The 26,522-nt window shown below is 72.4% G+C and carries 21 protein-coding genes; 8 read left to right on the plus strand and 13 right to left on the minus strand.

The window, feature by feature from the left end:
• Positions 1-30: 30 nt before the first annotated feature.
• Positions 31-1,107: an oxidoreductase gene (locus K8625_RS19770; RefSeq protein WP_223783582.1), complete on the plus strand. Its 1,077-nt coding sequence runs from the start codon at positions 31-33 to the stop codon at positions 1,105-1,107.
• Here K8625_RS19770 and K8625_RS19775 read toward each other — a convergent pair.
• The 11 genes from K8625_RS19775 to K8625_RS19825 form a co-directional block, all read right to left on the minus strand.
• The gene (locus K8625_RS19775; RefSeq protein ID WP_223783583.1) at positions 1,070-1,969 is read right to left on the minus strand and encodes a MerR family transcriptional regulator; all 900 of its coding nucleotides are present in this window, start codon (positions 1,967-1,969) and stop codon (positions 1,070-1,072) included. The two genes, K8625_RS19770 and K8625_RS19775, sit on opposite strands and share 38 nt — an antisense overlap.
• A 13-nt stretch (positions 1,970-1,982) precedes the next feature.
• On the minus strand, positions 1,983-2,849 hold the full coding sequence (locus K8625_RS19780) for a MerR family transcriptional regulator (protein WP_223745973.1): 867 nt from the start codon (positions 2,847-2,849) through the stop codon (positions 1,983-1,985).
• Positions 2,846-3,523, minus strand: a complete 678-nt coding sequence (locus tag K8625_RS19785; protein ID WP_223745972.1) for a lysophospholipid acyltransferase family protein — start codon at positions 3,521-3,523, stop codon at positions 2,846-2,848. Before K8625_RS19785 ends, K8625_RS19780 begins: the two co-directional genes overlap by 4 nt.
• Positions 3,520-3,876: a lycopene cyclase domain-containing protein gene (locus K8625_RS19790; RefSeq protein ID WP_046711043.1), complete on the minus strand. Its 357-nt coding sequence runs from the start codon at positions 3,874-3,876 to the stop codon at positions 3,520-3,522. The genes K8625_RS19785 and K8625_RS19790 overlap by 4 nt, the downstream gene beginning before the upstream one ends.
• On the minus strand, positions 3,873-4,253 hold the full coding sequence (locus K8625_RS19795; RefSeq protein ID WP_223745971.1) for a lycopene cyclase domain-containing protein: 381 nt from the start codon (positions 4,251-4,253) through the stop codon (positions 3,873-3,875). Before K8625_RS19795 ends, K8625_RS19790 begins: the two co-directional genes overlap by 4 nt.
• Positions 4,250-5,377 carry a glycosyltransferase gene (locus K8625_RS19800; RefSeq protein WP_141330947.1) on the minus strand — a complete coding sequence of 376 codons (1,128 nt, stop codon included), beginning with the start codon at positions 5,375-5,377 and terminating at the stop codon, positions 4,250-4,252. The genes K8625_RS19795 and K8625_RS19800 overlap by 4 nt, the downstream gene beginning before the upstream one ends.
• A gap of 82 nt (positions 5,378-5,459) precedes the next feature.
• Entirely contained in the window at positions 5,460-6,383 is a 924-nt protein-coding gene (locus K8625_RS19805; protein ID WP_141330961.1) for a carotenoid 1,2-hydratase, read from the minus strand.
• A complete protein-coding gene (locus K8625_RS19810) occupies positions 6,383-7,840 on the minus strand; it encodes an NAD(P)/FAD-dependent oxidoreductase (protein ID WP_223783584.1) in 1,458 nt (485 codons plus the stop codon). The genes K8625_RS19805 and K8625_RS19810 overlap by 1 nt, the downstream gene beginning before the upstream one ends.
• Before the next feature lie 180 nt (positions 7,841-8,020).
• Positions 8,021-9,037, minus strand: coding sequence for a phytoene/squalene synthase family protein (locus K8625_RS19815; RefSeq protein ID WP_223783585.1), 1,017 nt, complete (start codon positions 9,035-9,037; stop codon positions 8,021-8,023).
• On the minus strand, positions 9,034-10,590 hold the full coding sequence (locus K8625_RS19820; protein ID WP_223745969.1) for an NAD(P)/FAD-dependent oxidoreductase: 1,557 nt from the start codon (positions 10,588-10,590) through the stop codon (positions 9,034-9,036). Before K8625_RS19820 ends, K8625_RS19815 begins: the two co-directional genes overlap by 4 nt.
• 7 nt (positions 10,591-10,597) lie before the next feature.
• Complete coding sequence (locus K8625_RS19825; RefSeq protein WP_141330955.1) at positions 10,598-11,683, minus strand: polyprenyl synthetase family protein; 1,086 nt, start codon at positions 11,681-11,683, stop codon at positions 10,598-10,600.
• A gap of 112 nt (positions 11,684-11,795) precedes the next feature.
• Here K8625_RS19825 and K8625_RS19830 point away from each other — a divergent pair, with 112 nt between their 5' ends.
• The 4 genes from K8625_RS19830 (at position 11,796) to K8625_RS19845 (ending at position 15,204) form a co-directional block, all read left to right on the plus strand.
• A complete protein-coding gene (locus K8625_RS19830; protein WP_141330957.1) occupies positions 11,796-12,371 on the plus strand; it encodes a peroxiredoxin in 576 nt (191 codons plus the stop codon).
• Positions 12,368-13,276, plus strand: coding sequence for a TIGR01777 family oxidoreductase (locus tag K8625_RS19835; RefSeq protein WP_223745968.1), 909 nt, complete (start codon positions 12,368-12,370; stop codon positions 13,274-13,276). The genes K8625_RS19830 and K8625_RS19835 overlap by 4 nt, the downstream gene beginning before the upstream one ends.
• 75 nt (positions 13,277-13,351) lie before the next feature.
• The gene (locus tag K8625_RS19840; protein WP_223745967.1) at positions 13,352-14,416 is read left to right on the plus strand and encodes an alpha/beta hydrolase-fold protein; all 1,065 of its coding nucleotides are present in this window, start codon (positions 13,352-13,354) and stop codon (positions 14,414-14,416) included.
• 167 nt (positions 14,417-14,583) lie between these two features.
• Entirely contained in the window at positions 14,584-15,204 is a 621-nt protein-coding gene (locus tag K8625_RS19845; RefSeq protein ID WP_223745966.1) for a hypothetical protein, read from the plus strand.
• Between the two features lie 137 nt (positions 15,205-15,341).
• Here the strand turns inward: K8625_RS19845 and K8625_RS19850 are convergent, their stop codons facing one another.
• Positions 15,342-15,974: a hypothetical protein gene (locus K8625_RS19850; RefSeq protein ID WP_223783586.1), complete on the minus strand. Its 633-nt coding sequence runs from the start codon at positions 15,972-15,974 to the stop codon at positions 15,342-15,344.
• 37 nt (positions 15,975-16,011) lie between these two features.
• Between K8625_RS19850 and K8625_RS19855 the strand changes: the two genes are divergently transcribed.
• The 3 genes from K8625_RS19855 (at position 16,012) to K8625_RS19865 (ending at position 21,953) form a co-directional block, all read left to right on the plus strand.
• Complete coding sequence (locus K8625_RS19855) at positions 16,012-19,359, plus strand: HEAT repeat domain-containing protein (RefSeq protein ID WP_223783587.1); 3,348 nt, start codon at positions 16,012-16,014, stop codon at positions 19,357-19,359.
• Positions 19,360-19,569: 210 nt separating this feature from the next.
• Positions 19,570-20,982, plus strand: a complete 1,413-nt coding sequence (locus K8625_RS19860; protein WP_223745963.1) for a reverse transcriptase family protein — start codon at positions 19,570-19,572, stop codon at positions 20,980-20,982.
• Entirely contained in the window at positions 20,979-21,953 is a 975-nt protein-coding gene (locus tag K8625_RS19865; protein ID WP_223783588.1) for a TIGR02996 domain-containing protein, read from the plus strand. Before K8625_RS19860 ends, K8625_RS19865 begins: the two co-directional genes overlap by 4 nt.
• Positions 21,954-22,014: 61 nt before the next feature.
• On the opposite strand, the gene K8625_RS19870 is transcribed toward K8625_RS19865, so the two are convergent.
• Positions 22,015-26,364: an RCC1 domain-containing protein gene (locus tag K8625_RS19870; RefSeq protein ID WP_223783589.1), complete on the minus strand. Its 4,350-nt coding sequence runs from the start codon at positions 26,362-26,364 to the stop codon at positions 22,015-22,017.
• Positions 26,365-26,522 lie beyond the last annotated feature (158 nt).

Consider the following 26,522-nt stretch of genomic DNA (forward strand, 5'->3'; position numbering starts at 1 on the left):
CCTCCCGTCCTCACGAGGAGGACTTCAGGGATGATGACGGGAGCCATCTTTCTGGCCGCGATGCTGTCGGTGGGGAGCGCGGGCATGCGGTGGGAGACCCAGCCGAGCCTCACCTCCGTGAGGCTGCGCGGCGTCAGCGCCGTCGACGCCCGCGTGGCCTGGGCCAGCGGAGACCAGGGCACCTTCGTGCGCACCACGGATGGAGGCCAGACGTGGAGGCCGGGCAAGGTGCCGGGCGCGGAGGCGCTGGACTTCCGGGACGTGGACGCCTTCAGCGCCACCACCGCGTACCTGCTCTCCATCGGCGAGGGCGACAAGTCCCGCATCTACAAGACGGAGGACGGCGGCGAGACGTGGCGGCTGCAGTTCACCAACACCACGCCCGGCGCCTTCTTCGACGGCATGGCCTTCTGGGACGAGCGCCACGGCGTGGCCTTCAGCGACCCGGTCCAGGGCCGCTTCCTCGTCATCGCCACCTCCGACGGCGGCGCCACCTGGACACCCCTTCCCGCCGAGGCCCTCCCTCCCGCGCTGCCGGGCGAGGCGGGCTTCGCGGCCAGCGGCACCAGCATCACCGTGCGAGCCCCCCGGCAGGCGTGGTTCGGCCTGGGCGGCAAGGCGGCCCGCGTGGTGCGCACCGCCGACGGCGGCAAGACCTGGAGCGTGGCGACCACGCCCCTGGCCACGGGCGACGGCGGCGGCATCTTCTCGCTGCTCTTCTGGAGCGAGCACGAGGGCATCGCCGTGGGCGGCAACCACCAGCGTCCCACGGACGCCACCGGCAACCTGGCCCTCACGAAGGACGGGGGCAGGACGTGGACGGTGCCCCCGGGAACACGGCCCGCAGGCTATCGCTCGTGCGTCGCGCAGGTGCACGGCGCGCCGGGCCCCACGCTCGTCACCGTGGGCCCGTCCGGCTCGGAGCTGTCCGTGGACGGCGCGCGCACGTGGATGCCCCTGGGCTCCACCGGCTTCCACGCCGTCTCCACCTCGCGCTCGGGCAACCGCGTCTGGGCCGTGGGGGAGGCGGGCCTCATCGCCACGCTCCAACGCGCGCGGCCGTCCCGGGCTAACCCACCAGCCGCGCCCAGTCGCCCTCGGCGCTGAACAGCCGGGCGCCCAGCCGGTCCACCAGGTCCGCGTGGGCCACCGCCGCGGCGCCGCCCACCCAGACGGGGATGCCCGGGGGCAGCTCGCGCAGGACCTGGGTGAGCGTGGCCTCGAACACGGCCTCGCCGGGGTTGTTCACCGCCGACAGCCCCACCACGTCCGGACGCAGCCGCGTCACCGCGCGGCCCAGGTCCACGGCGGGCACGCGCTGGCCCAGCAGCGTCACCCGGTGGCCCGCGTGGCGCAGGCGCAGGGCCACGGCGAGCAGGCCCAACTCGTGCTCCTCCTCCGGGAGGCACGCGAGCAGCGCGTGCTTGCGCCCCCCCTGCGGCGCCGCATGCAGCAGGCTCACCAGCCGCGCGCGCACCACCTGCGTCACCAGGTGCTCCTGCGCCACCGTCAGCGTGCCCCGGTGCCAGCGCTCGCCCACCTCGCGCTGGAGGGGGGCCAGCACGCCCTCGAAGGCCTTGAGGGGGGGCAGCGCGGACAGCACCTCGTCCACCACCGCGGACACGCCGCCCTGGTCATACGCCTCGGCCGCCAGCAGGGCCGCGTCACGCCAGAAGTCCAGCCCCGAGCCCGAGGTCAGCGGGTCCTCCCCGGAGGCCACGCTCGCCGCGTCCAGCTCGGCGAGCAGTTGCGGCAGCATCTTCGCCGCCTCGCTGATGGCCACGCCCTCGTCGGTGAGCTTCTTCAGGCGCTTGAGCAGCGCCACGTCCCGCTCCGTGTAGACGCGGTAGCCGGCGGGCGTGCGCAGCGGCTGGAGCACGCCGTAGCGCCGCTCCCAGGCGCGGATGAGCTCCACCCGAACCCCGGACAGCTCGGCTGCGACGTGGATTCGGTAGGTGCGCTCGGCCATGGGGGCGGACGATTCAGGGGCGATTCTGCGCGGTCCGCACCTGGTTCCAGAGGGCTATCAACTCCTGCGACGACTCGGCGAACTGCGCCCCGAGCGTGAAGACGGTCTTGAGGTGCTCGCGCGCGCCGGGCCCTCCTACCACGACCGACGAGAGGGCGCAGGCCTGCAGCGCCTCGGACAGCACCGTGAGGAACTCCTCCGGCGACCGCCCGTGGACGAAGGACAGCGCCACCAGGTCCGGCCGCACCTGCTCGCACGCCACGCGCAGGGCCTCGGCGGGGGTGTCCGCGCCCAGGAACGTGGTGCGCCAGCCCTTGCGCTTGAGCTGCACGGCCAGGCCCAACAGCCCCCCCTCGTGCGAGTCCCCCCGGGGACACGCCAGCAGCACCCGGGGCCCGCCGGCCGTGGTCTCCAGGCTGGAGAGCACCTGGCGCAGCCGCTGGCGGAGGTAGCCCGAGGCCAGGTGCTCGCGCGCCACGTCCACCCGCGTGGCCATCTCGCGCAACAGCGGCATGAGGAAGCCGTCGCAGTACGTGTCCACGTCCATGGAGCGCTGGGCCTCGTCCAGCACGCGCGACAGCTCGTCCTCGTCCAGCAGCATCGCGGCGCTCCAGAAGCGCTCCTGCAGCCGCTCCGCGCCGGGCATCGTCTTGAGCGGCGAGGACACCACCTGGGCGATGGCCTCGCTCACCGCCAGACCGTCCAGCTGGATGAGGCGGACGACGCGGCGGACGGCCTCCACCTCCTCGCGCGAGTACACGCGGTAGTTGTTGCCCTCGCTGCGAAGCGGCCGGGGGAAGCCGTAGCGGCGCTCCCACGCGCGCAGCGTCGCCTCGCGGACGCCCGTCAGGCGGGAGATGGTGCGGATGCGCAACATCATGCTTGGACTCCCCGGGCCGCGTCCCACCGCTCGGCCACGCCCCGCGCGCCGGACACCTTGCGCGTGAAGCCCTCCAGGCTCGTCGTCGTCATGAGCCGCTTCACCACCGTCTCCAGGCCTGTCTGGAAGACGGACAGCGGTCCGGGTGGATGCGGCGTGCCCACCTCCAACAACACGTCCGGCAGCTCGTGCTCGAAGAAGGCGTAGCGCACGCCGATGGGCACGCACTCCACCTTCGCCACCCGCGCCAGCATCTCCACGCCGCGCTCCAGCCGCAGGGGCAGCTCGCCGAAGGGACGGTGCTCGCCTTCGGGGAAGACATACAGCGCCGCGCGCGGGCGGCGCAGCAGCGCCTTGGCGTAGCGCAGCGACTCGATGGAGGACATCGCGTCCTTGCGGCGGATGCTGAAGGCGCCGATGCGCGCGAGGAAGCGGTAGCGCCGCAGGTTCTCCTCGTCCATGAGGCAGTACGCGTCCCACCCCGCCACGCGCGACAGCTGGTGCAGCATGAAGCCGTCCCACCAGTTGGTGTGGTTCAGGTACACCAGCCGCCCCGGCCCGGACGCCGGCAGCTCGCCGCGCACCCACAGCCCCCGGAACGCCGAGCGGAACTTCCACCCGATGTACCGGTCGAGCGCCCACCCGAAGGGGCCTCCCTTGGCCGCGGGAATCACGGCGAGCGCGCCTCCTTCTTCCAGACGAGCTCCGCCAGCCCCGTGAACAGGGCCAGCCCCAGCGACACCAGGACGCTGGTGATGACGAAGAAGAGCACCTCTTCCAGCGGGACGAGGCCCAGGTAGATGCCCAGGTGCTTGCCCTCGCCGAAGTTCCAGATGCCGGTGGAGATGGCCAGGTGGTCGGCCACCGCCAGGTACAGGCCCAGGATGAAGGCCGGCGGCAGCACCGCGCGCAGCACCGCGCCCGAGCGCTCCTTGTAGTGGCGCACGAGCACCACCAGCTGGAACGCGATGAGGGGCAGCGTCCACGCGAGCAGGTGGATGAGGTAGGCCCAGCGAGACTCCATCATGGCGACACCTCGCTCGGGGACAGCGCGCGCTCGGACGGCGCCGCGGCGGGGGCCTTCGTCTCGGCGGACGGAGCCTCCAGCGCGCGGGCCAGGCGGGCGCGGGCCCACAGGCCCACCAGCAGCGTCTGGAGGCCGAAGAAGAGGTACTCCTCCAGGGGCAGGTAGCCCAGCTTGATGCCCCAGATGCGCTCGGCGTCGAAGCCCCACAGGCCCCACTTCACGGCCAGGTTGTCCCACGGGGACGTGGCCGCGTAGACGACGATGAGGAGCATCCCCATGGGCGCCAGCGACCTGGCGGAGAAGGTCCGCCGGTAGCGCCAGAGTTGGATGAGGATGGGCAGTACGACGAACAGCCCGAGGAAACGTGCGTAGGTCATCCGGGTCCTCCCGTCAGCTCTGGCGACACGCGGACCATGCGGCCACCGCGCAAGAGGGTGTACGTCCGTCCGCGCCACGTCACCGTCCCCTGCCGGCCCAGTGAAACGGCGAAGGCCGCCAGGAGCAAGACTTCTCCCAGCAGCCAGTCCGTCCAGGCGCGGCCGCGTCCTGGGACGGGCCCCTGGGGCGCTCCGAGCACCCCGAGCCGGTGCGCCAGCGCCGCGCGCACGGCGACCAGCAGCGCCACGGCGGCGGACAGGGCGGGTGAGCCCAGCAGCGCCGCGCACAGCACCAGCGGCACGGTGGGCGTGAAGAGCAGCGGCACGGTGGGGTACAGGCCGGGCCGGTGGCTCGCGAGCACGCGCATCCATCGCGTGAAGCGGGACAGGGGGATGTCCCACGAGCCCACCTCGCCCAGCGGCACCACGGCGGGAGCGGCGCTCAGCGCCACGTCGAGCCCGCGCGCGTGCAGGCGCTTGGACAACTCCAGGTCCTCGCCGATGTGGTCGGCCAGGGACTCGAGCGAGGCCCGGGCCTCGGCGGACAGGCCCAGGGCCTTGCCGCACACGGCCGGGGCGCCGGCGCTCATCGCGTGCAGCGCGAGGAAGCTGTGGTGCGTGTAGCGCAGCAGGCCCGCCATCGCGCGGCCCGCGCCGTCGCGCGCATCCACGGGGGTGGGCGCGGCGGTGCTCAGCGCGGCGCCGGCGAGCAGCGGAGCCACCAGCCCCTCCACCAGCGCGCCCGTCACCGCGACATCCGCGTCCACGGCGAGCACCACGCGCCCCTCGATGGGGAGGACCGAGAGCGCGTAGAGGAGGTGGCCCACCTTGCGGTTCGGGGTGAGCGGGTCGCTCGGCAGCCAGCGCACGTCCGGGCCGAGGCGCGGACGGTAGGGCGAGACGACCACCTGCTCCAGCTCACCCGCGAAGTCGATGGGGAGCGCGAGATTCTCCAGCTCGCGCGGAGTCGGCGCGTCGACGGGACGAAGCAGGAGCACGCGGGCCGTCGAGGGGGCTCGCGCCGCGCGACCTGTCCGCATGCGCAGGAGCCGCACGAGCGTCACCGCGCTGAAGCCCGTGGCGAGCACCGTCCACCCCAGGACCAGGAGCACCGGCACACTCATGCCGCCCTCCCGGAGCACGCGTGGCGCGTGGGCGTCATCGCGCTGAAGGCCGAGGCGAGCCTCATCCACCCCATCGGCACACTCATGCCGCCCTCCCCAGGCGCGTGCGGAAGTGGGCCATCCACCGGATGAAGGGCGAGTGGAACCGGCGGAAGTCCGCCACCTCGCCCATGCAGTCCAGCGCGCCCTTGCGAGCCTCCAGTCGCGCATAGAAGGGCGAGGACTCCAACAGCCGCGCCTGCCCCACCACCGTGTTGCCCGACTCCAGGCGCGAGGGCACGCGAAGGCCCCAGCCGGTGATGACCGTGGGCCGGGCTTGAGGCTCCTCGCCACGCTCGCAGCGCACACCGCTGGAACAGGCCGTCATCCGCAGCGGGGCCACGCCATCCGGCAGGTGGTAGTCCACCACCGTCGTGTCCTCGCGGTGCGTGCGCGCCCAGTGCCAGCCGGCGAGCCGCGCGCCCAGCAACTCCTCACCGTGATTCGTGTCGTGGTACCCCAGCCCCTCCGCCGTCACGCCGAGCGAGGACACCTCCAGCTTCGCCTTGGCGCGCGGCGCCAGGGCCTGCCAGTAGTGCGGCAGCTCGGGCATCAACCGCACCACCTCGCCCATGGGCGTCAGCGGCTCCAACGTGAGGCGCGCGCTGACGGGCCGTCCCCACGGCGCCGTCCAGTCGTCCACCTCCATCCGCACCGCGCCGTCCTCGCCGTACGTCAGCGTCGAGCGGCCGATGCGCAGCCGCCCCGGCGACTCCATCTGCGCGTGCGGATACTCGCTGAGCACCCACAGACGACGCACGCCCTCGTGGTACAGCGCGAAGTTCACCGCGCTGTACTCCATGGGTCGTCCGCCTCGACGCGCCGCCACCGAGTACCGGGGCGAGAAGAGCGAGCCCAGCATGAAGATGCACACCGCGCTGAACGGACCCGCCGTCACGTCCGCGTAGAACCAGCGATAGGCCCCCGCCTCGCCGGGCAGCGCCGGAATGTCTCGCAAGGTGTTCATCATCCGCCCCTCCGCAGATGCGCGGAGGCCATCTCCGCGGCGAAGCGGCCGGACAGCATCACCAGGGGCACCCCACCGCCCGGGTGTGTGCCGCCGCCCGCGAAGAACAGGCCCGGCGTGTTGCCCCGGATGCGAGGACGCCGGAAGGGCCCCAGCTTGCCGTGGGGCAGGAAGCCGTAGATGGAGCCCCCTGGAGCGCCCTGCGCCGCCAGGTCCACCGGCGAGCGCTGGCCGATGACACGCACCCGCCCCCGGAGCTCCGGGTGGTGCGCGAACAGCTTCTCGAACATCTGCGCCTTCACCCGCTCGCCGTGCTGCTCCCACTCGCGCGCGCTGGTCTCCAGCGCCCCAGGGCCGCCTGACAACGGCGGCGCGTTCACCATGACGAACAGGCCCGTGCGGCCCACGGGGGCCATCGTGGGGTCCGTCGCGGACGGGTTGCAGAAGTACACCGTCGGGTCCGACGCGAGCTGCCCGCTGAACAACTCCCTGAACTCGCGCGGGTAGTCGCTGCCGAAGAGCACCGCGTGGTGCGGCAGCGGGAGTCGTCCCTCCACGTCCAGCAGCAGCACGAAGCCGGAGAGCGCCAGCGCCTCGCCCTCGCGCCGCAGCGACTCCAGCGGGTCCGCGTTCACCACCACGCCGTCGAACAGCGCGCCGTCCTCCTCCGGGCCCACGCGGTAGCCCTCGTGCGTGCGCTCGAAGCGGGCCCGCGTCCGCAGGTGCACCGTGACGCCCAGCCTGCGCACCGCGCGTCCCAGCGCGTCCACGAGCGCGCCCACGCCACCGCGCGCATGGTGGACACCGTAGGCGTGCTCGATGTGAGGAATCAGCGCGAAGGCCGCGCTCGCCTCGTACGGCGACGCGCCCGCGTAGGTGGCGAAGCGCCCCACGTACTGTTGCAGGTGCTCGGTGCGCAGGTGCTTCACCGCCAGGGCGTGCAGCGACGACAGCTGCATGCCCGCGAGCACCGCGCCGATGCCCCGCTTCGCCACGCGGCCCATGAAGCCGGCCATGCCCTCGAAGGGCGCCTCCAGGTAGGGCTCACCCGCGGCGGCCCAGATGGCGGCGGCCTCCGCGTAGAAGCCGCGGATGCCTCGACGCTCCGAGGGCTTCACGTCCCCCGCGCTGTCCGCGGTGCGCTCCACGTCCTTGTACGCGGTGAACGAGCACCCATCCGAGAAGCGATAGGAGCACTGGGGCTCCAGCTCCGTGAGCTGGGGCAGCAGGTCCATCGCGCCCAGCTGCTCGAAGGTGCCACGCACCAGGTCCGGCAGCGTCAACAGCGTGGGCCCGGTGTCCAGCGTCACGCCGTCCACGGTGACCGCCTGCGCCTTGCCGCCCAGTGACGCGCTGCCCTCGAACAGCGTCACCGCGTGGCCCTCCTTCGCCAGGAGCCCCGCGGCGGTGAGCCCGCCGATGCCTCCGCCGATGACGGCGACCCGGGAGGCCCTCATGACCGAGCCTCCGGGCACTCGCGAACGCGCGCGGTCTCCGCGGCGTCACCACCCTGCATCGCGCGCAGGCCATGCCCCCCTCGCCGCGGCTCCAAACGTCCGCGAGCACGTACGTCCCCCAGGGCGTCATCGCCCCGCTTCGCGTGGAAGCCGGGGCACCCCCGCCTCCGAACACACGCATCAGCCATGGTGTCGGCCCCCCGCCTCGCTCGGCAGCAACGGCACGCGCGCCTCGCCGAGGGGCGCGGGCAGCACACTCATGGGACGCAGGAACGTCGCGGCGGCCAGTGACAGCTTGCGGCCCGTCGGCACGAAGGCGCGCGAGCTGAACACGTCGTAGTCGCGCACCTCAATCTCCCGGAGGATGTCGCCATAGATGGCGCCCATCAGCCGCACCATGCGCTGACTGCCGAACCCGGTGAGCGAGGGCACCCCCTGCGCCGCGCGCGCGTAGTACACGCGGGCCCGCGCCACCTGGAAGCGCATGAAGTCCCGCCACCGCGCGTCCACCTTCCCGCGGTGCAGGTCCTCCTCGGACAGCCCGAAGTGCGCCAGCTCCCGCGCGGGCAGGTACACGCGGCCGCGCTCCAGGTCCTCGCGCACGTCGCGCAGGATGTTGGTGAGCTGCATGCCCCGGCCCAGGTCCGCCGCCGGCTGCAGCGCCGACACGTCCGAGCACCCGAGCACCGGCGTCAACATCAACCCCACCACGCCCGCCACGCGGTAGCAGTAGAGGTCCAGCTCCTCCCACGTCTCGTAGCGGTTCTTCGTCAGGTCCATCTCCATGCCGGAGATGAGGTCCTGGAACGGCTGCTCCGGAATCCGGTAGAGCCGCACCGTGTGCGCCAGCGCCGCGAACTCCCCCGCGTCCCACGGCGAGCGCGCCGCCACACCCGCCACCCGGTCATTCGGGGGCCCCAGCTCGCGCGAGGCCAGCTCCGGCATGGGCACGTACAGCTCCGCCACCATGCGTCGGGCCCGGTCCAACCGCACCGCGAGCTCCTCGCCGTCGGGCCCCGCCTCATCCACCAGGTCATCCAGCCGCCGGCAGAACGCATACAGCGCGAACGCCGCCTTCCGGCGCTGACCGAACAACAGATACGAGGCGAAGAAGAAGCTCTTGGCGTGATGCCGCGTCACCCGCCGGGCCAGCCAGTATCCCCGACGCACCAGCGCCTTCTCGTCGGGCGTGCTCATGCCGCCACCTCCGCCGCCACCGACTTCGCCGGGTCCGCGCGCGGGGACAACTTCACCCCGCGGTCACGAGCCCACGACATCAGCCGCTCGGTGACGAGCCGCGCGGAGATGAGCACCGTGGGCAGCCCCGTGCCCGGCTGCGTGGACGCACCGACGAAGAAGAGGTTCTTCACCCGCGCGTCCTGGTTGGACGGCCGGAACGGACCAATCTGCAGGAAGTTCTGCGCCAGTCCGAACGCGCTGCCCTTGGCCAGGTTGAACGTGCCCGCCCAGTCGTCGGGAGTGAAGACACGCTCCACCTCGATGTCCGACTCCAGGTCCGGATGGCCCAGCTCGGCCAGGCGCGCGAACACCTTGGCGCGCACCTTGGGGCCCTCCACCTTCCAGTCGAGCGACGGGTGCTGGTGCGGCACGGGCACCAGGACATAGAGCGAGTCCTTGCCCTCGGGCGCGAGCGACGAATCCGTGCGCGTGGGCGCGTTGACGTAGAAGCTCGGGTCGTCCGGCACGCGGAAGCGCTGGAAGATGTCGTCGAACGAGCCCTTGTAGTCGTGGCCGAAGACCACGTTGTGGTGCCCCAGCTCCGGGTACTTCCGGCGCATCCCCAGGTAGAGCATGTAGCCACTGGACGTGTAGCGCAGCGACTCGCGGCGCTTGAGCGTGGTGGCCTCCGGGTCCAGCAGCTTCTCGTACGCGTAGGGCAGGTCCGCGTTGCACAGCACCGCGTCCGCCTCCAGCACCTCGCCACCCTCCAGCCTCACGCCGGTGGTGCGGCCGCCCTCCGTGAGGATGCGCTCCACGGGGGTGCCGTAGTGGAAGCGCACGCCCTCCTCGAGCGCCAGCTTCTCCAGCGCCTGCGGAATCGCATACAGGCCCCCCTTGGGGAACCAGATGCCCACGCCCAGCTCGGTGAAGGGCAGCAGTCCATACACCGCGGGCGACTCGAAGGGAGACACGCCCAGGTACATGGTCTGGAAGGTCATCGCCGCGCGCAGCCGGTCGTCCTTGAAGTAGCGGCTGACGTCCGGGTACATGCGCCGATGCGCGCGCACCTGGAGGATGCGGGCGAGCACGCGCGGGGACAGGTAGTCGGTGATGCCCTCGTAGTTGCGGCCCACCAGGTGGTCCAGGCTCGTGCGGTACTGGACACGCCCCTGGGCGAGGAAGGCGAGGTAGCGCGCGTAGCTGCCCGGCTCCACCCGCTCCAGCTCGCGCCCCATGGCGCACAGCTCGGAGGTGAAGGTGACGTCCGAGCCGTCGCGGAAGTGCACCCGGTAGTTGGGCTCGCACTTGAGCAGCGTCAGGTAGTCCTCGATTCGCCGACCGAGCGCGCGGAAGGTCTCCTCGAACACCTCCGGCATCAGCACGATGGTGGGACCGATGTCCCAGGTGAACCCCTCCACCCGCAGCCGGTTGCAGCGACCTCCCGGCCCCACCGTCTTCTCGACGACGCGCACGTCGAAGCCCTGGTGCGCCAGCCGCGCCGCCGCGGCCAGGCCTCCGACTCCGGCGCCCACCACCACCACGCGTCTGCCTTGGATTCGCGAGCTCATGAGGTCCTCAGGCGATGCGATGGGCCAGCCGCGCGATGAGCGCGTCCAACAGGTCCCGGGCCCCGTTGGGGTTGGGCAGCGAGTGCAAGGCGCGCCGGGCCGCGTGGGAGCCGCGCGTCACCAACCGCTCGCACGCCTCACGGCCGCCGTACTCCTCCACCAGCGTCCGGGCACGCGCCAGGGCGCGCGCGTCCTTGAGCGACTCGGGCAGCGACCAGAGCAGCTCCAGCTCCTCGCGGGCCCTCGGCGGGGCGCGCACGTAGGCCGCCAGCACCGGGAAGGTGCGCTTGCCCTGCATGAAGTCGCCGTCCGCCGCCTTGCCCGCGACGCTCGAGTCACCGAAGAGCCCGATGAGGTCGTCCTTCAGCTGGTAGGCCAGGCCCACCTGACGGCCCACGCGCTCGAGCCCCGCCACCAGCTCCGGGCTGGCGCCGCCCAGCATGGCGCCGCAGACGAGCGGCGCGCAGAAGCCGTAGCGCGCCGTCTTGAGGTAGGCCACGCGCAGCGTCTGGAACAGCGACACCTGCGACAGCGGCGCGCCGCCCAGCGCCAGGTCCAGGTACTGGCCCGCCGCCGTGTGACGGCACACCGACAGGTAGTAGCGCACCACCCTCGCCACGCCCGGCAGGCCCGACTCCAGCATGGCCTCCAGCGAGCGCGCGAAGAGGTGGTCGCCCACCACCACCGCCAGGTCCTCGCCGCCGCGCCCCGGCGCCAGGAGGTGGTGCAGCGCCGCGCCGCCCCGCCGCAGGTGCGCCCGGTCCGCCACGTCATCGTGGATGAGCAGGAAGGTGTGCAGCAGCTCCAGCCCCGCCGCGAAGCGCCACAGCTCGCCCGGCACCACCGGCGTGCCCTTCGCCAGACAGTGCCCCGCCATCACCAGCGCCGGCCGCACCCGCTTGGCCGGCCTCAGGGCGTACGTGCGCGCCTGCGCCATGGCCCACGTCCAGCGCGCGTCCAGGCGGGCCTCGTCCGGCAGGTCGAACAGCTCGCCCAACGACGTCTCCACCTGTGCCTGCACGAGCTTCAGCCAGGCCTGCTCCAGGGGAAGCTCGCCCGACATCGGCTGTACAGCGGGACGGGGAAGGGCCATCGGTTGATCCTCCGGATTCAGGCGGCTGCTGCTGAGAGGTAACGTTTGCGTCCAGGCCTTGTCAAGGCTATGTCCATGGTTTGTATCAACCTTGTCCACCAGGGGTCACCTCATGAAGACGTGGATCACCGGCACACTGGCGGCCGCCCTGCTTTCCCAGGGAGCCCTCGCGTCCAACCTTCCGGACGGTCCGCAGGACGCGACGTTACGAACCTCGAGCGGAGAAGAGGTGCGTCTCTCTCGCTGGCGTGGAAAACCGGTAATTCTCTTCTATGAGGACAAGGACTCCACGAAGCTCAACGCCGGGCTGAAGGAGGAGCTCTTCGCGCGGGGCAAGGAGCGCAACCTGTTGGGGGCGGCCACGGTGGTGGCGGTGGCCAACCTCATGAAGTTCGACTTCTTTCCCGCTCGGCAGATTGCCCTCTCCTACGTCCGGGACGAGGAGAAGAAGGTGGGCGTGCCCATCCTGGTGGACCTGAAAGGAGCCATGGGCGAGGCGCCGTGGACGCTGCCGCTGAAGACCTCCAACGTGCTGCTGCTGGATGCACAGGGAGTGTTGGTCTACCGACACTCGGGGAAGATGAAGCCGGAGGAGCAGACGGCCTTCTTCGAGTCGCTCAGCAAGCTGGTGGGGGTGGACCTGACGACGCCGGTGGCCGCGCCGGCCGCCCCGGGAGCCACCCCATGAAGGTGGCGGTGACGGGGGCCACGGGGTTCCTGGGCCCGGGACTTGTCCAGGGTTTGTTGAGTCATGGCCATCAGGTCCAGGTGCTCACGCGGGACGTGGCCCGGGCGCTGGAGCGGCTGCCCGCGGGGGTGACGGGGGCGGTGTTCGACGGGCGGACGGCGATGGCGCCCGAGGCGCTCGCGGGCGTGGACGCGGTGGTGCACCTGGCGGGCGAGCCGGTGGCGCAGCGGTGGACGAAGGACGCGAAGCAGCGCATCCACGACAGCCGGGTGCAGGGCACGCGGGTGCTGGTGGACGCGATGAAGGCCGCGGGCACGGTGAGGCGCTTCGTGTCCACGTCGGCCATCGGCTACTACGGCGGCGCTCGCGAGGCGCAGGCCCTGACGGAGGACAGCGCCCCCGGCGACGACTTCCTCGCGCGGGTGTGCGTGGCGTGGGAGGCCCAGGCGCTCCGGGCGCGCGAGGAGGCGGGGATTCCCACGGCGGTGGTGCGCATGGGCATGGTGCTGCATCCGGACGGCGGCGCGCTGCACAAGATGCTGCCGCCGTTCCGCTTGGGCGCCGGAGGGCCGGTGGGCAGCGGCAAGCAGTACGTGAGCTGGATTCACCTGGACGACGCGCGGGCGCTCCTCCAGTTCGCGCTGGCGCACCCGGAGCTGGAGGGGCCGGTGAACGCCACCGCGCCGGAGCCGGTGACGAACACGGCCTTCGCTCACGCGCTGGGCCACGCGCTGGGGCGCCCCAGCGTGATGCATGTCCCGGCCTTCATGGTGAAGGCGGCGCTGGGGGAGATGTCCAAGGTGGTGCTCGAGGGCCAGCGGGTGTTGCCCGCGCGAGCCCGGGCGGCGGGCTTCGCGTTCGGCTTCCCGGAGCTGGAAGGCGCGCTGAAGCAGCTGCTCGGCTGAGCGACGAAGCCCGGGCGCTCGCGTGGGTGACTCGGGCTAGAAACAGCGGCGGGAACTGCCCAGGAGCGACGCGGGATGGATGCCAGGGAGCTGGAAGCGCGAGCGCGAGCGGAAGGGACACCCGTCATCATCGGCGACACCGCCACCTTCGTGTGGCGCGGGCGCGGGCCCGTCTTCGTCCAGGGGGACTTCCAGGACTGGAAGGGCGAGCCGCTGCCGCTGGAGCGCGCGGGCCCTGGCCTCTGGACGCGCTCGCTGGCGCTGCCCCGGGACGCCTATGTGGAGTACGCGCTGTTCGACGCGAAGGGCCGTCGGGTGCGGGACGACTTCAACGCGCGCGTCTGTGACAACGGCTTCGGTGAGAGCAACCACGTCTTCTACATGCCCGACGGCGGGCCCGCCCTCCCCTCGCGCAGGCCCCGAGGTCTTCCCCGAGGCCGCGTCACCCGGCACCGCGTGGACATGTCCGACACGGGCCTGACGGGCCAGCGCACCGTGCACCTGTATGCCCCGCCGACGAAGGGGCCCGTGCCGCTGGTGGTGGTGCTCGACGGCGAGGAGTACCTGCGCCGCGTGCGGCTGCCGGAGCTGGTGGACACGCTCATCGCCGATGGCCGCATGAGCCCCGTCGCCCTCGCGCTCGTCTCCCACGGCGGCCCCATGCGCGACGTGGAGTACGCGTGCAGCGAGTACACGGTGGGCCTGTTGGTGTGGAAGGTGCTGCCCCTGGCCCGCGAGCACCTGTCCCTGGTGGACGAGCGCCACCACCCGGGCGCCCATGGGGTGCTGGGCTCGTCCCTGGGCGGACTGATGTCGCTCTTCATCGGCCTGCGCGCGCCGGAGACCTTCGGGCGGGTGCTGTCCCAGTCGGGCGCCTTCGTGGTGGAAAACCACGAGTTCGTCGTCTTCGACCTGGCGCGGCAGGTGCCCCGCCGCCCGCTGGAGGTGTGGATGAGCTGCGGCCGGTTCGAGGGGCTGCTGGAGGGAAACCAGCGCATCGCCCCCCTGCTGAGGGCCAGCGGCCACCGGGTGGAGGACCGGGAGTACAGCGGAGGTCACAACTACACGGCCTGGCGGGATGACGTGGTGCGTGGGCTGGAGTGCCTGTTCCCTCCCACCCCCGCCGCCAAACGCCGGTAGTTGCTGAACGAATTGGATTGTCTACCGGTGGTCATTCGACTCGCGCACAGTCGACGGAGGATCCACCTTCGGGCTGGACGCAACTGGCGCCGGGGGCGTCCGATAACTTCCCTGAGACTTCCCGGAGCCATGTCAGCACCGGCTCGCAGTCTTCCTGGAGCGCACGCATGTCGCGCATTGATGGTGGAAACCGTTCGTCGTCGCCGAAGAGCTCCGTGCCGGAGCGCTCCAGCACGGAGCGGGCGGATTCCGCCGCCAACAAGGGCGCGCAGCAGAACCCCGGAAAGAAGGACGCCCAGGCAACTCGCGCGGTGAGTCCGTTCCAGGGGCGCAGCGACTTCGAGCCGGACCGCCGTCCGACGCCTCGCGCCACGCCGGCGGTGGCACTGGGGGGTGGCCCGCTGACGCCCGCCTCCTCCGAGGCCTCGGCCATCGCCGGTGCGGACGCGGAGCTGGAGCTGCTCTCGGAGTTCTCCGACGCGGACGCGCAGGGCGGCATGGCCTCCGCGATGCTGCACGCGCACGCGGACGAGCCCGCCTCGCAGGCCCGCATCGTCGAGCGGCTGAAGCAGGATGGCCGGCTGGAGTCGCTCTTCGGCGAGGTGTTCCGCGAGGGCAACCCGTACGTCGAGCAGCCGCACCGGGCCGCCGTCGTCCGCGCGCTCGACACCGCGATGGCGCGGGGCACGGTGACGAGCGACGACCTGCGCTCGTTCACCCGCGGCGCCTACGCGCAGGAGTGGCGGCAGATCGGCTCCGAGCTGTCCGCTCCGGACGCGAAGCCGTAGTCCCACGGGCGAGGGGCCATCGCCCCTCCGAGCCGCGACGGTGGCGATGAGCGCACGCCGAGCGGCGGGGCATGCCCGGCGGACCGCGGCGCTCCTCGAGAATCAGCGCTGGGCGCGGACGAAGCGCCAGCCCCGACTCAGGCCCCGAGCCGTCCGACGAGCGCGCCGCGAACCGCGTTGGACACCGCGCGCGCCTGCTTCGTGAGCTCTTCGGGCAGCCAGTAGTAGAGCAGCCTGCCGCCCGTCTCGACCTGGGCGCGGACGAAGCGCATGCCCTGGGCCTGCGCGTGCTCCTGGCTCGCGGGCAGGCACTGCTTGCACAGGCACGGCAGGGCCGAGCCCTCCTGGTGCGCGGTGAGATTGAGGGGGCCTGCGCCCGCGCTGGAGAGGAGCAGCTCCACGTCTCCGGCGGTGAGCGTGCGCGGCGTCTGGAGCGACATGCCCAGCGCGCCCTTCGCGGCCTGGATTCCCTTGCCGGACTCGAAGCGCAGCTTGGGGATGGCGGTGGTGACGTCGGTGATGGGCACGCGGTTCTTGCGGCCCACCCAGCCGTCGTCATCCAGGGACAGCCCTTCGAGCACGGCGACGAGCCACAGGGCCTCGTCCGGGGGCCGCACGGTGACGAGGAAGAGGCGACCGCCATTCTCGAGCGGCGCCAGGTGCTTGCTCTGACTGCGATAGCGGTCCGTGGGCAGCACCTTGCCGGGAGACAGACCGACGGCCTCCTTCTCGAAAATCGCCTTGCTGATGATGGCCAGCATGTCGGGCATGTCCGCAGTGTACCAGGGCGCATAGAGTCCGCGGGCGATGCTCGACTGGGACCTGGCCACCGTGCGGTTGCTCGACGAGGACGTCACGGTGCGGCGCGAGGCGGCGGGCACCGTCGACGGCTCGCGGCTCGACGGGCGCTACGCGCTGAGGCAGGCGCTGCTCACGGACGAGGACGCGCAGGTGCGCGCCATCGCCGCGCGGCGACTGGGGGACGCGCGGGACGGACGCTTCGCGCCCGCGCTCCTGGAGTCACTCGGAGACGCCATGCCGATGGTGCGGGACAGGGCGTGGCGCGCGCTCGCGCGGCTGGGGGCGAAGGACCTGCTCGCGTCCGCGACACGGGCCGTGCGGCAGGAGCCCGTGTGGTGGGTGCGGCGGGCCGCGGTGCGCGCCTCGGCCTCCGTCGCTGGGGCGGACGCCATGGAGGTGTTGCTGACGGCGCTGGAGGACCCGTTCTGGCGCGTGCGCCACGCGTCGGTGCAGGCCCTGGCGTGGCTGGGCGCGGGGGACGAAGCCCTGCGGCAAGAGGTCCGGCAGGCCGCGACGAGACACACCCAAGGCCCCGTGCGCGCGGCGGTGGCGTGGCTGGAGTCCGAGTGGAACACCGGTGCTCGGGACGGCGTCCCGCTCCCAGCGCCGCTCGCGGCTCCCGCGGTGGCGCCCGGAGCCGAGCCTCTCTCCAGCGAGGACCCGGCGGTGACCACCGCACGGCTGGAGGCACGCTCCGCCGAGTCCGTCTCCGCGCGTGAGCTGGTGGAGTGGCTGGGAGATCCACACGAGCCGCTGCGTGCACTCGCGCGTCGGCGACTGCGGGAGCGCAAGGACGTCGAGGCCATCCGTCTCGCGATGCGCTGGCTGGACGAGCCGCGTGTCCCGCATGCGCGCGATGAGGCGCAGGCGCTGCTCGACCGGCCACCCGTGGATGAGGTCGCGCTCGCGAAGCGGGTCCTCGAGTCCCTTCCGAAGCCCAGGCCCGGCGCGTTGGCGTGGGCCGGGCGCATCGCGGTGAAGCACGGTCTCCAGGACTCCGTGTCCCAGCTCCGTGCCTGGATGGCGCATCCGGACGCCGCGTACCGCCGCGCGGCGCTCGGTGCGCTCGTGCATGCTCCGACGCATCGTCGCGACGTGTTGAATGCACTCGGCGACGGGGACGAGACGGTGCGCGAGGAGGTCATCGCGGCGTGGGAGCAACGGCCCAAGGCCCGCGCCGCGTTCGACGACTTCGTCGAGGCGCTGATGGCCTTCGCGCCCAAGGCACGGACGGCGAGAGAGCGCAGGGCTGTCACCTCCGCCGCGGCACATCAGCAGGACCTCGACGTGCTCCGACAGTTCGCATGGGACGAGGACTCCGCGACGAGCGCGACGGCCCTGGCCGCATTGTCCGCGCTGGGTGGACTCAGCGACGCGGAGCGACAGCAAGCCCGTGCCCACGAAGACCCGTGGCTGCGAGCCGCCGTGCTGGACGTGGACGACGCCGCACACGTCTGTCTCCACGACGCGGACGCCACCGTGCGACGCCAGGCGCTGGAGTGGGTGCTCACACACGCACGCGAGTTCGCTGACGAAGGCCCCGCAACCGAGATGCTCGCACGCGGCGACTCACCTGGCGCTGGGATGCGCACCCGCGCCACGGGCCATCCCTCGTCCGAGGACAACGACGCCCCAGCGCCCCAGTCAACCGAAGAGTTCGCACGCAACGGTTCGCGTGCGCCAGGGAAGAGAGCCCACTCCAGGGAGCCGCTCTCCACCGAGAGCGATGAGGCCCTTGCGCCAGAGGCGCTCACACGCAGCGGTCCGCCTGCTCCAGCGATGCGCACTCACCCCGCTGCGAGAAATGAGACTTCAGCGCCCGAGGCGCTCACACGCAGCGGTCCGCCTGCTCCAGCGATGCGCACTCACCCCGCTGAGAGCGATGAGACTTCAGCGCCCAAGGCGCTCACACGCAGTGGCCCGCCTGGCGCGTGGATGCAATCCCGCCACGCCGAGCGGCTCTCGCATGAGAGCGCTGAAGCCCCCGCTCTCGATACCGTCGTGGCCCTCGCCTGCTGCGGCTCTCCGGACCCGTGGATACGTGCCCGCGCCGCGGAGCACCTCTCGCCCGAGGGCGGAGACACGGAGCTGCGCGCGCTCCTGCGCCTGTCACGCGACACCGAACTCATGGTCCGCACGGCGGCGGCCTCGCCCCTGGAGTCCTGTGAGACGCTCGATGCCCGCCTCGACGCGCTCCTCCGCCAGCCCGCCACCGACGACACCGTGGACCTGCGCATCGCCGCATGGACGTGGCGTCTGCGCCGCGCGGATGACGACGCCTTCGCCCGACTCCGTGAGTCGCTCGGCGGCACCACCGAGTCCCCTCGCGTCGCCCCCCACCTGCGAGCCCTCGCGCTCACCTTCCCCGAGCCTCTCTTCGCCGACGAACCCGAGCTGGCACGTCAGCGTCCCACCACCTCCTCGCGACCCCGGGAGCGCCCCGCGCCCCGCCCTTTCATCCCACGCGCCAGCGCACGTCCTCTCGGCCGCACGGGCCTGACGGTCTCTCCCCTCGTCCTCTCCGGCGCGCACCTCACCACGCGCGAGCCCTTCTTCGAGGCCCGCGACGCCGGCATCGACACGTTCTTCTGGGAGCCCCGCTACGCCGCGCTGACGCAGTTCCTCCGCGGAGGCCGGAACACGCGCGAGCAGTCCGTCATCATCGCGGGCACCTACCACTCGGGCGCCGCCGCCATCCGTCGTGACGTGGAGTCCGCGCTGCGCCGTCTGCGCACCACCTGGCTCGATGTCTTCCTGCTCTTCTGGGTCCGCGCACCCGAGCGCCTCTCCGACGAGAACCACGCCGTGCTGGAGCAGCTCCGCGCTGAGGGCAAGCTGCGCGCCTTCGGCTTCTCCACGCACCTGAGAGACCTCGCGCGAGACGCCCTCGACCGACGCGACTGGCCCGTGGTGATGACCCGCCACAGCGCCGCGCACCCGGGCGCAGAGGCCGCCTTCCTCCCCGAGGCCCGACGTCGTGGCACCGGTGTCCTCACCTTCACCACCACCTGCTACGGCCGGCTGCTCAAGCCCGTCCCCGGCGGGCCCCAGGACACGCCCCTCCCGACTGCGGTGGACTGCTACCGCTACTCCCTCTCCCAGCCGGGCGTCAGCGCGAGCCTCACCGCGCCGCGCAACCGACGCGAGCTGCTCCACAACCTCGACGTGCTGTCCCGCCCGGACATGGAACCCGACGCGCTGGAGGCCATGCGCGCCCATGGTGAGCGCGTGCGCGCCCAGGGACGACTCCTCGATTCCCTGGTGCGCCGGGCTCCCGGAGGCCCTCGCGAAGCGCTGCTCGCCCTGATGGACGAAGAAGGCCCGGCCGAGCTGGACGACCTTCCTTCATCGTGAAGGATGTGGTCAGCTTCGCTCCGCTCCTGGGGTCGCGTGCAGCCAGCCTTCTGTCCGCGATGTCACGTCGCGGCTGCCCATGACACCCATTGAAGGACGACGCGGTACGAGGTCCGCCTGGCGGGCTTCCCCGACCTCGTCCGCCTCTGCCGTGCAGGTGGCGGCGTCCCCAGGAGCGCGCAGTCTCATCGGTGGTCCCGGAGCACGTGAATGGACCTGGTCTCACTCCTCCTCGAGCTCAAGCCGTTGATGGAGGACCCCGAGGGGAACTTCAGCCGCATCACCGGTCTGCTCGAGCGCCACCAGGGTCTCGCCGAGTACGAGGTCGCCCGCTTCTACGTCAGCCGCCACTGGAGCCAGGCCGTCTCCCGTCGCCTCAACAGCCAGGACCCGCGCGAGCGCCTGGAGGCCGTGCGCCTCATCCCCCTGCTCTTCCCGCGCCTCATCGCCGCCGGGCACCTGCGTCGCCGCGTGAAGGACGCAGACACCCGCGTGGCCACCGCCGCGCGCGCCGCCGTGCGCAAGCTGGGCCTCGCGGACGTGTCCCTGCCCGACACGCGCATCGCGCCGCCGCGACGTCCCCGCCCCATGGCCCTGGGCGGCTGGAATCCCACCGGCTGGTTCTACGGCCTGTATCCCCACTCGCGCGGCAAGGTGAAGCAGAAGCCCGACCTCCCCACCCTGCCGAAGCTCGAGAGCCGACAGGACGTGGCGCGCCTCGTGGGCGTGGAGGAGTCGGAGCTGGAAGCGCTGATGCGCCCCGGCTCCGGCCCTGGCTCCGGCTACGTGGAGTTCGAGGCCCCCAAGCGCTCCGGTGGCGTGCGTCGCATCTGCGCGCCCCGCGAGAAGCTCAAGTCCGCGCAGCGTGCCCTGCTCGAGGGGCTGCTCGCGCACCTGCCCACGCATGACGCCGTGCACGGCTTCGTGCCGGGCCGCTCCACGGTGACGAACGCGAACGCCCACGTGGGAGCGAACGTGGTGGTGCGCGTGGACCTGGAGGACTTCTTCCCCACCGTGCACTACCGGCGCGTGAAGGGCCTCTTCGAGGCGTACGGTTACAACGACGAGGTGGCCTCCACGCTCGCGGGGCTCACCACCTGGCGCCCCCGGCTGTCGGACGGCACCGTGGTGTGGCCGGGCGTGCTGCCGCAGGGCGCGCCGACCTCGCCCGCCATCGCCAACCTCGTCTGTCGCCGCATGGACGCGCGCCTGCACGCGCTGGCGACGAAGGCCGGCGCCGCGTACACGCGCTACGCGGACGACCTGTCCTTCTCCTTCGCGAAGCCGCCGGAGAAGCTGGGCCGCTTCTTCTGGTGGGTGAACGCCATCCTCCAGCAGGAGGGCTTCACGGAGAACGCCCCCAAGCGCCGCGTCATGCGACAGGCGGGACGCCAGCGGGTGACGGGGCTCACCGTCAACCAGCGCGTGGCCATTCCCCGCGAGGAGCGCCGCCGCTTCAAGGCCATCCTCGCCAACTGCCGCAAGCACGGCGTGGAGTCGCAGGCGCGCGGCCGTCCGGACTTCCCGGCGTATCTGGAGGGCTATGCCGCCTACGTGCGCATGGTGCACCCGGAGCTGGGCGCACGCTGGCAGGCCGAGGTAAAGGAGCTGCTGGGGCGATGAGCGACTTCGACACGCTGCTCTCGAAGGTGGTGCGGGCGCCCGACGACGACGCGGCGAGGCTCGCCTGCGCGGACGCGCTTCAAGCGCTGGACCCCGCGCGCGCCGAGTTCATCCGCGTGCAGCTCGCGCTGCCCGGACGCATGGACCCGGCCCGACGCAGGTCGCTCCAGCTGCGTCAGCGCGCGCTGCTCGACGAGCATGGCGCGGCCTGGCTCAAGCCCCTGCGCGACGCGCGCGTGCACGAGCCCACCTACCACCGGGGATTCATCGAGGAGCTGGACCTCGCCGAGGACAAGCTGGCCCTGCACGGGCACGAGCTGTTCGCGCGGGAGCCGGTGTCGCGACTGTGCGTGGCGGTCCGGGACGGTGTGGGTCTGGGGCTCTCTGCCGAGCAGCCCTGGTTCTCCCAGGTGCGCTGGCTGCGGCTGCAGGGCTCGGGGGTCGACGCCGCGGTCCAAGCACTCGTGTCCACGCCTCGCACGGAGCGGCTGTCGGGGCTGGTGCTCGCGGGCGCCACGGACGCGTCCCTGCGCGCGCTCACGGAGAAGCCGGTGCTGCCCGCGCTGCGCTCGGTGAGCTTCTCCAGCAGCGCGCTGTCGGACGAGGGCGCGGCGGTGCTCGCGAAGGCGACCGTCCCCTGGGAGCGGCTGTACCTGTCCGGGTGCGGCCTGTCCGACGACGGCGTGGCGACGCTCGCCCGCGCCAAGGGCCTGGAGACGCTCCAGTGGCTGGCGCTCAACCGCAATGACTTGAGCGATGAAGCGGCGGTGGCGCTCTCGAAGAGCAAGGGACTGCCCCGCCTGGAGCGACTGGAGCTGTCGCGCAACGAGGTCACCGAGGAGGGCGCGCTGGCGTTCCGCTCGCCCAAGTCCCTGCCGTCGCTGCGTCGCCTGGAGCTGCTCGACATCGGCCTGGACCCGGACGAACTGGCTCCGCTCATCAAGCGGCTGGGCCCCGGGCTGCGGTTCTGAGCTTCGGGCACGGCGCCCGGAGCGGTGGGGCCACGCCCGCTCCGGACGACGAGGACTCGACTCAGGGCAGGGACACGACGCCCGGCACGGCCCGCTGACCGGGGAGCCCCACGCCCAGCGTGCCATGGAAGTTCGTGCCCCAGCTGCGCGCCTGTCCCTCCATGTCGAGGGCCACGGAGAACTCGCCGCCGCCCGACACCATCCTCGCGCCGGCGAGCCCCTTCACCGGCGTCGCCTCCAGCCGGTTGTCGCAGTCGTCCGTGCCCAGTTGCCCGTGCGAGTTGCGTCCCCACGTCCACACCTCGTCGCCCACGGCGAAGGAGTGGTAGGCGCCCGCGCCCAGGCGCTTCACCGCCGAGAGGCCCGGAACGGGCTCCGGGTAGATGCGCGTCGACAGGCTCCCATCGCCCAGCTGACCGTGGCTGTTGTCGCCCCAGGACCACACCGTCCCGTCGGAGCGCAGCGCCAGCGAGTGGTAGCCCCCCGCCTGCACGGCGCTCACGCCCTCCAGGTCCATCACCTTCATGGGGGTCATCCGGTTGGTCGCCGTCCCCTCGCCGAGCTGCCCGTAGGCATTGTGGCCGCAGGCCCAGAGCGTCCCGTCGCCGCGCAGCACCAGCGAGTGATGGTCTCCGCCCGACACGGCCACCGCGCCGTCGATGTCCACCATGCGCGTGGGCAACGCGCGCGCCTCGGCCGTGCCGTCGCCGAGCTGTCCGAAGACGTTGTAGCCCCAGCTCCACACGGCGCCGTCCGCGTCCACCGCGAGCGAGTGGTAGCTGCCCGCGGCGATGGCCACGACATTCAGGAGGCCGAGCACCTGCACCGGCCGCGTGCGGTTCGTCGTGGTGCCGTCGCCGAGCTGTCCGAAGACGTTGTTGCCCCACGCCCACACCGTGCCGTCCTCGGCCAGCGCCAGCGTGTGCCACGCGCCCGGAGCGACGTCGCGCATCTTCGTCAGGCCCTCCACCGTCGTGGGCATGGACCGGCTCTCCGTGGTGCCATCCCCGAGCTGCCCGTGGGAGTTGATGCCCCACGTCTGCACGGAGCCGTCGGCCAGCACCGCCGCGGCATGCTGATGCCAGGCGCGCACGGTGACCACGGGCGCGAAGTCCTTCGACGTCGGCAGCTTCACGTCCACGGGCATCGTCCGCGGGCCGGACTCCGCGTCACCCAGCTGGCCATACTCGTGGCTGCCCCAGGAGCGCACGCTCTCGTCGCCCAGCAGCGCCAGCGTGTGCTGCTCACCGGCGACGACCTCCGCCACGCTGGACAGCTCCACCACCGGCACCGGCTTGAAGCGCAGGAAGTGCGTGCCGTCCCCCAACTGCCCGTAGCCGTTGTCGCCCCACCCCCACACCGTGCCGTCCTGGCTCAGCGCCATCACGTGATGTGCGCCCGCGGCCACCGCCTTGATGCCCGCGAGCAGCGGCACGGGCTTCGGCGTGCCGCGCGACTCGTTGGTGCCGTCGCCGAGCTGACCGCTGGTGTTCGCGCCCCACGCCCACACCGTGCCGTCACTCAGCACCGCCAGCGAGTAGGACAGCCCCGCGCTCACGCCCGTCGCCGCCTCCAGGCCCTTCACCCGCATCGGCGCGGCGCTGGACACCGTGCTCCCATCGCCGAGCTGCCCGCTGTCATTCGTCCCCCACGCCCACACCGCGCCGTCCATGCCCACCGCGAGCGCATGTCCGACGCCCATCACCATCGAGGCGATGTTCGACGGACTCTTCAACGGCGCGGGTGTGGTGCGGTCCAGACGGGTGCCATCGCCCAGCTGCCCGCGCTCGTTGGCGCCCCACGTCCACAGCGAGCCATCCGCGCGCAACGCCATCGACGCGTCACCGCCCGCGGCCACGGCCACCACCCCCTCCAGGCCACTGACGGGGACCGGCGTGACCCGCGGCTTGAGCGAGCCGTCGCCGAGCTGTCCGCGCGCGTTCGCGCCCCACGCCCAGACGGAGCCATCACACGCGAGCGCCAGCGAGTGCCGCGCCCCTGTCGCCACCGAGCGCGTGCACGGCAAGCCCTGCACGGCGATGGGCGCCGCGCGATGCGTGGTGGTGCCATCCCCCAGCTGTCCGGACGTGTTCTGTCCCCACGCCAGCACCCCACCATCGGAGCGCACCAGCATCGAGTGCGAGCTGCCCGCCGACAGCCGCCGTCCCTGGCCCAGCCCCAGCACCAGGACGGGCTGCGCGCTCCACCCCACCGCGCCGAGGCCGAGCTGGCCGAAGCGGTTGTAGCCCCACGCCAGGAGCCGCCCATCGCGGCGCACCGCGAGCACGTGCATGTAGTTGGCGCCGAGCACCTTCACCTGCGACATGCCGGGCACTCCACCGGGCACCACGCGCGACGCGATGCTTCCATCGCCGAGCTGGCCGTACGTGTTCGCGCCCCAGGAGCGAAGCGTCCCGTCCTTCATCACCGCCATCGAGTGATACTGGCCGCCGGACACCGACTCGACGCCCGTGAGCCCCGCCGTCTGCACCGGGCGGAAGCGGTCCGTCCACGAGCCGTCACCGAGCTGTCCGTCCGCGTTGTCGCCCCAGGCCCACACGGTGCCGTCGTCGCGGACCGCCAGCCCATGCGCCCCACCCGCCGCGAGCTTCACCACGCGCGTCAGCCCCACCACCTGCACCGGCGCGACGCGCTGGGCTCCGGTCCCATCCCCCAGCTGCCCCTCGAAGCCGTCGCCCCACGCCCACACGGTGCCGTCCGAGCGCAGCGCCAGCGAGAAGTACGTGCCCGCGGCCACGGCCACCACGCCGGACAGGCCGGGCACCTGTATCGGAGTGAGGCGGTCCTTCGTCGTGCCGTCGCCGAGCTGCCCCACGCCGTTGTAGCCCCACGCCCAGACGGTGCCGTCCGCGCGCAGCGCCAGCACATGCCCGCCCCCCGCGGCCAGCGACGTCACCCCCTGGAGCCCCGCCACGGGCGCGGGGATGGCGCGGTCCCTCGTGGAGCCGTCGCCGAGCTGCCCGTTGGCGTTGCGCCCCCAGCTCCACACCGTGCCGTCCGAGCGCAGCGCGAGCGAGTGATGCCCGGACGCGGCGACGGAGACCATGGCGGTGAGGTTCGTCACCCGGACCGGCGCGATGCGCTCGGTGGTGGTGCCGTCGCCGAGCTGCCCGTTGGCGTTGCGACCCCAGCTCCACACCGAGCCGTCCGACAGCGTGGCCAGGGAGTGGAAGCTGCCGGACGCGGCGGCGGTGACACCGGACAGGCGCGTGACGACCTCGGGTGACAGCAGGCGCTCCGCGCCACCATGGCCGAGCTGACCGGAGGCGCCGCCGCCCCACGTCCACAGCGTGCCGTCGGCGCGCAGCACCAGCGCGTGCTGGGTTCCCGCGGACAGCTCCGTCACCGAGCCCAGCCCCTTCGTCTTCACCGGGAAGTTGCTGTCGTTCGTGGTGCCGTCGCCGAGCTGTCCCTGCGTGTTGCGGCCCCACGCGGCCACGGTGCCGTCCTGGAGCAGCACCAGCGAGCCGGCCTCCTGCGCGCTCACGGACCGGACGTGCTTCACGTCGAGCACCTGCATCGGCGTGGAGCGGTCCGCCCACGACCCGTCGCCGAGCTGCCCGGAGCCATTGCTGCCCCAGCTCCACACCGTGCCGTCCTTGCGCAGCGCGAGCGCGTGATAGAGGCCCGCGGCCACGGAGGTGACGCCGTCGAGCGAGAGCACCTGCTTGGGCAACAGGCGCTGGGTGGTGGTGCCGTCGCCGAGCTGACCGGAGGCGTTCGCGCCCCACGCCCACACGGTGCCGTCCGAGCGCACGGCCAGGGAGAAGTCGAAGCCCGCCGCGAGCGCCACCACGTCCGTCAGGCCCACCACCTGCGCGGGCGAGGGGCCCTGCTGCGTGTGGCCCCGGCCGAGCTGTCCGTAGAAGTTGCTGCCCCACGCCCACACGGTGCCGTCCGAGCGCAGCGCGAGCGAGTGGAACTCGCCGGTGGCCACCGACACCACCTCGGAGAGGCCGGGCACCGGACGGGGCGTGGCGCGGTCGACGAGGGTGCCATCGCCGAGCTGCCCGGAGGTGTTGCCGCCCCAGGACCACACGGTGCGGTCCGAGCGCAGCGCGAGCGAGTGGAGGTTGCCGGCCGAGACGGCGAGGACGTCCTTCAGTCCCGGCACCTGTCGGGCGAGGACGCGCTGGAAGGACATGCTGCCGGAGCCGAGCTGTCCGGACGCGTTGCCACCCCAGGCCCACACGGTGCCGAGCGGGGTGACGTAGAGCGAGTGCTGGCCACCAGCGGCGACCCGGGACGACGCGGCCTCCAGGGAGCGGGAGGTCCGCGCTTCGGGGAGGGCCTCGGGAGAGGGTGTACCGTCACATCCCGTTGCGAGCAGCAGGCCCAGCACCAGGAACAGTGGGAGACCCGCGCCCACCCTCAGGTTGTCCATCCGCATCACTCAGCCTCCAGCGAGAAGCGGCCGTCCATACATCGTGTCCTTGGGGAATGAGAAGCACGGAGCGTGAGCTTGCTCGCCCGGGCGTGCACGTGACGTCGCGTCATCGGCCCGCGTCAGGAGGGACCCTGGTGCCTCCCGGGCGGGCAGGCGGGCCA

Source organism: Myxococcus sp. AS-1-15 (genome assembly GCF_020037055.1).
GTDB classification, from domain to species: Bacteria; Myxococcota; Myxococcia; order Myxococcales; family Myxococcaceae; genus Myxococcus; species Myxococcus fulvus.

Excerpts from the sequence above, each read along its gene's own strand:
- K8625_RS19770 (WP_223783582.1), top strand. The coding sequence starts at position 31 with ATGATGACGGGAGCCATCTTTCTGGCCGCGATGCTGTCGGTGGGGAGC.
- K8625_RS19775 (WP_223783583.1), bottom strand. The coding sequence starts at position 1,969 with ATGGCCGAGCGCACCTACCGAATCCACGTCGCAGCCGAGCTGTCCGGG.
- K8625_RS19780 (WP_223745973.1), bottom strand. The coding sequence starts at position 2,849 with ATGATGTTGCGCATCCGCACCATCTCCCGCCTGACGGGCGTCCGCGAG.
- K8625_RS19790 (WP_046711043.1), bottom strand. The coding sequence starts at position 3,876 with ATGATGGAGTCTCGCTGGGCCTACCTCATCCACCTGCTCGCGTGGACG.
- K8625_RS19795 (WP_223745971.1), bottom strand. The coding sequence starts at position 4,253 with ATGACCTACGCACGTTTCCTCGGGCTGTTCGTCGTACTGCCCATCCTC.
- K8625_RS19800 (WP_141330947.1), bottom strand. The coding sequence starts at position 5,377 with ATGAGTGTGCCGGTGCTCCTGGTCCTGGGGTGGACGGTGCTCGCCACG.
- K8625_RS19805 (WP_141330961.1), bottom strand. The coding sequence starts at position 6,383 with ATGAACACCTTGCGAGACATTCCGGCGCTGCCCGGCGAGGCGGGGGCC.
- K8625_RS19810 (WP_223783584.1), bottom strand. The coding sequence starts at position 7,840 with ATGAGGGCCTCCCGGGTCGCCGTCATCGGCGGAGGCATCGGCGGGCTC.
- K8625_RS19815 (WP_223783585.1), bottom strand. The coding sequence starts at position 9,037 with ATGAGCACGCCCGACGAGAAGGCGCTGGTGCGTCGGGGATACTGGCTG.
- K8625_RS19820 (WP_223745969.1), bottom strand. The coding sequence starts at position 10,590 with ATGAGCTCGCGAATCCAAGGCAGACGCGTGGTGGTGGTGGGCGCCGGA.
- K8625_RS19825 (WP_141330955.1), bottom strand. The coding sequence starts at position 11,683 with ATGGCCCTTCCCCGTCCCGCTGTACAGCCGATGTCGGGCGAGCTTCCC.
- K8625_RS19830 (WP_141330957.1), top strand. The coding sequence starts at position 11,796 with ATGAAGACGTGGATCACCGGCACACTGGCGGCCGCCCTGCTTTCCCAG.
- K8625_RS19835 (WP_223745968.1), top strand. The coding sequence starts at position 12,368 with ATGAAGGTGGCGGTGACGGGGGCCACGGGGTTCCTGGGCCCGGGACTT.
- K8625_RS19840 (WP_223745967.1), top strand. The coding sequence starts at position 13,352 with ATGGATGCCAGGGAGCTGGAAGCGCGAGCGCGAGCGGAAGGGACACCC.
- K8625_RS19845 (WP_223745966.1), top strand. The coding sequence starts at position 14,584 with ATGTCGCGCATTGATGGTGGAAACCGTTCGTCGTCGCCGAAGAGCTCC.
- K8625_RS19850 (WP_223783586.1), bottom strand. The coding sequence starts at position 15,974 with ATGCCCGACATGCTGGCCATCATCAGCAAGGCGATTTTCGAGAAGGAG.
- K8625_RS19855 (WP_223783587.1), top strand. The coding sequence starts at position 16,012 with ATGCTCGACTGGGACCTGGCCACCGTGCGGTTGCTCGACGAGGACGTC.
- K8625_RS19860 (WP_223745963.1), top strand. The coding sequence starts at position 19,570 with ATGGACCTGGTCTCACTCCTCCTCGAGCTCAAGCCGTTGATGGAGGAC.
- K8625_RS19865 (WP_223783588.1), top strand. The coding sequence starts at position 20,979 with ATGAGCGACTTCGACACGCTGCTCTCGAAGGTGGTGCGGGCGCCCGAC.
- K8625_RS19870 (WP_223783589.1), bottom strand. The coding sequence starts at position 26,364 with ATGCGGATGGACAACCTGAGGGTGGGCGCGGGTCTCCCACTGTTCCTG.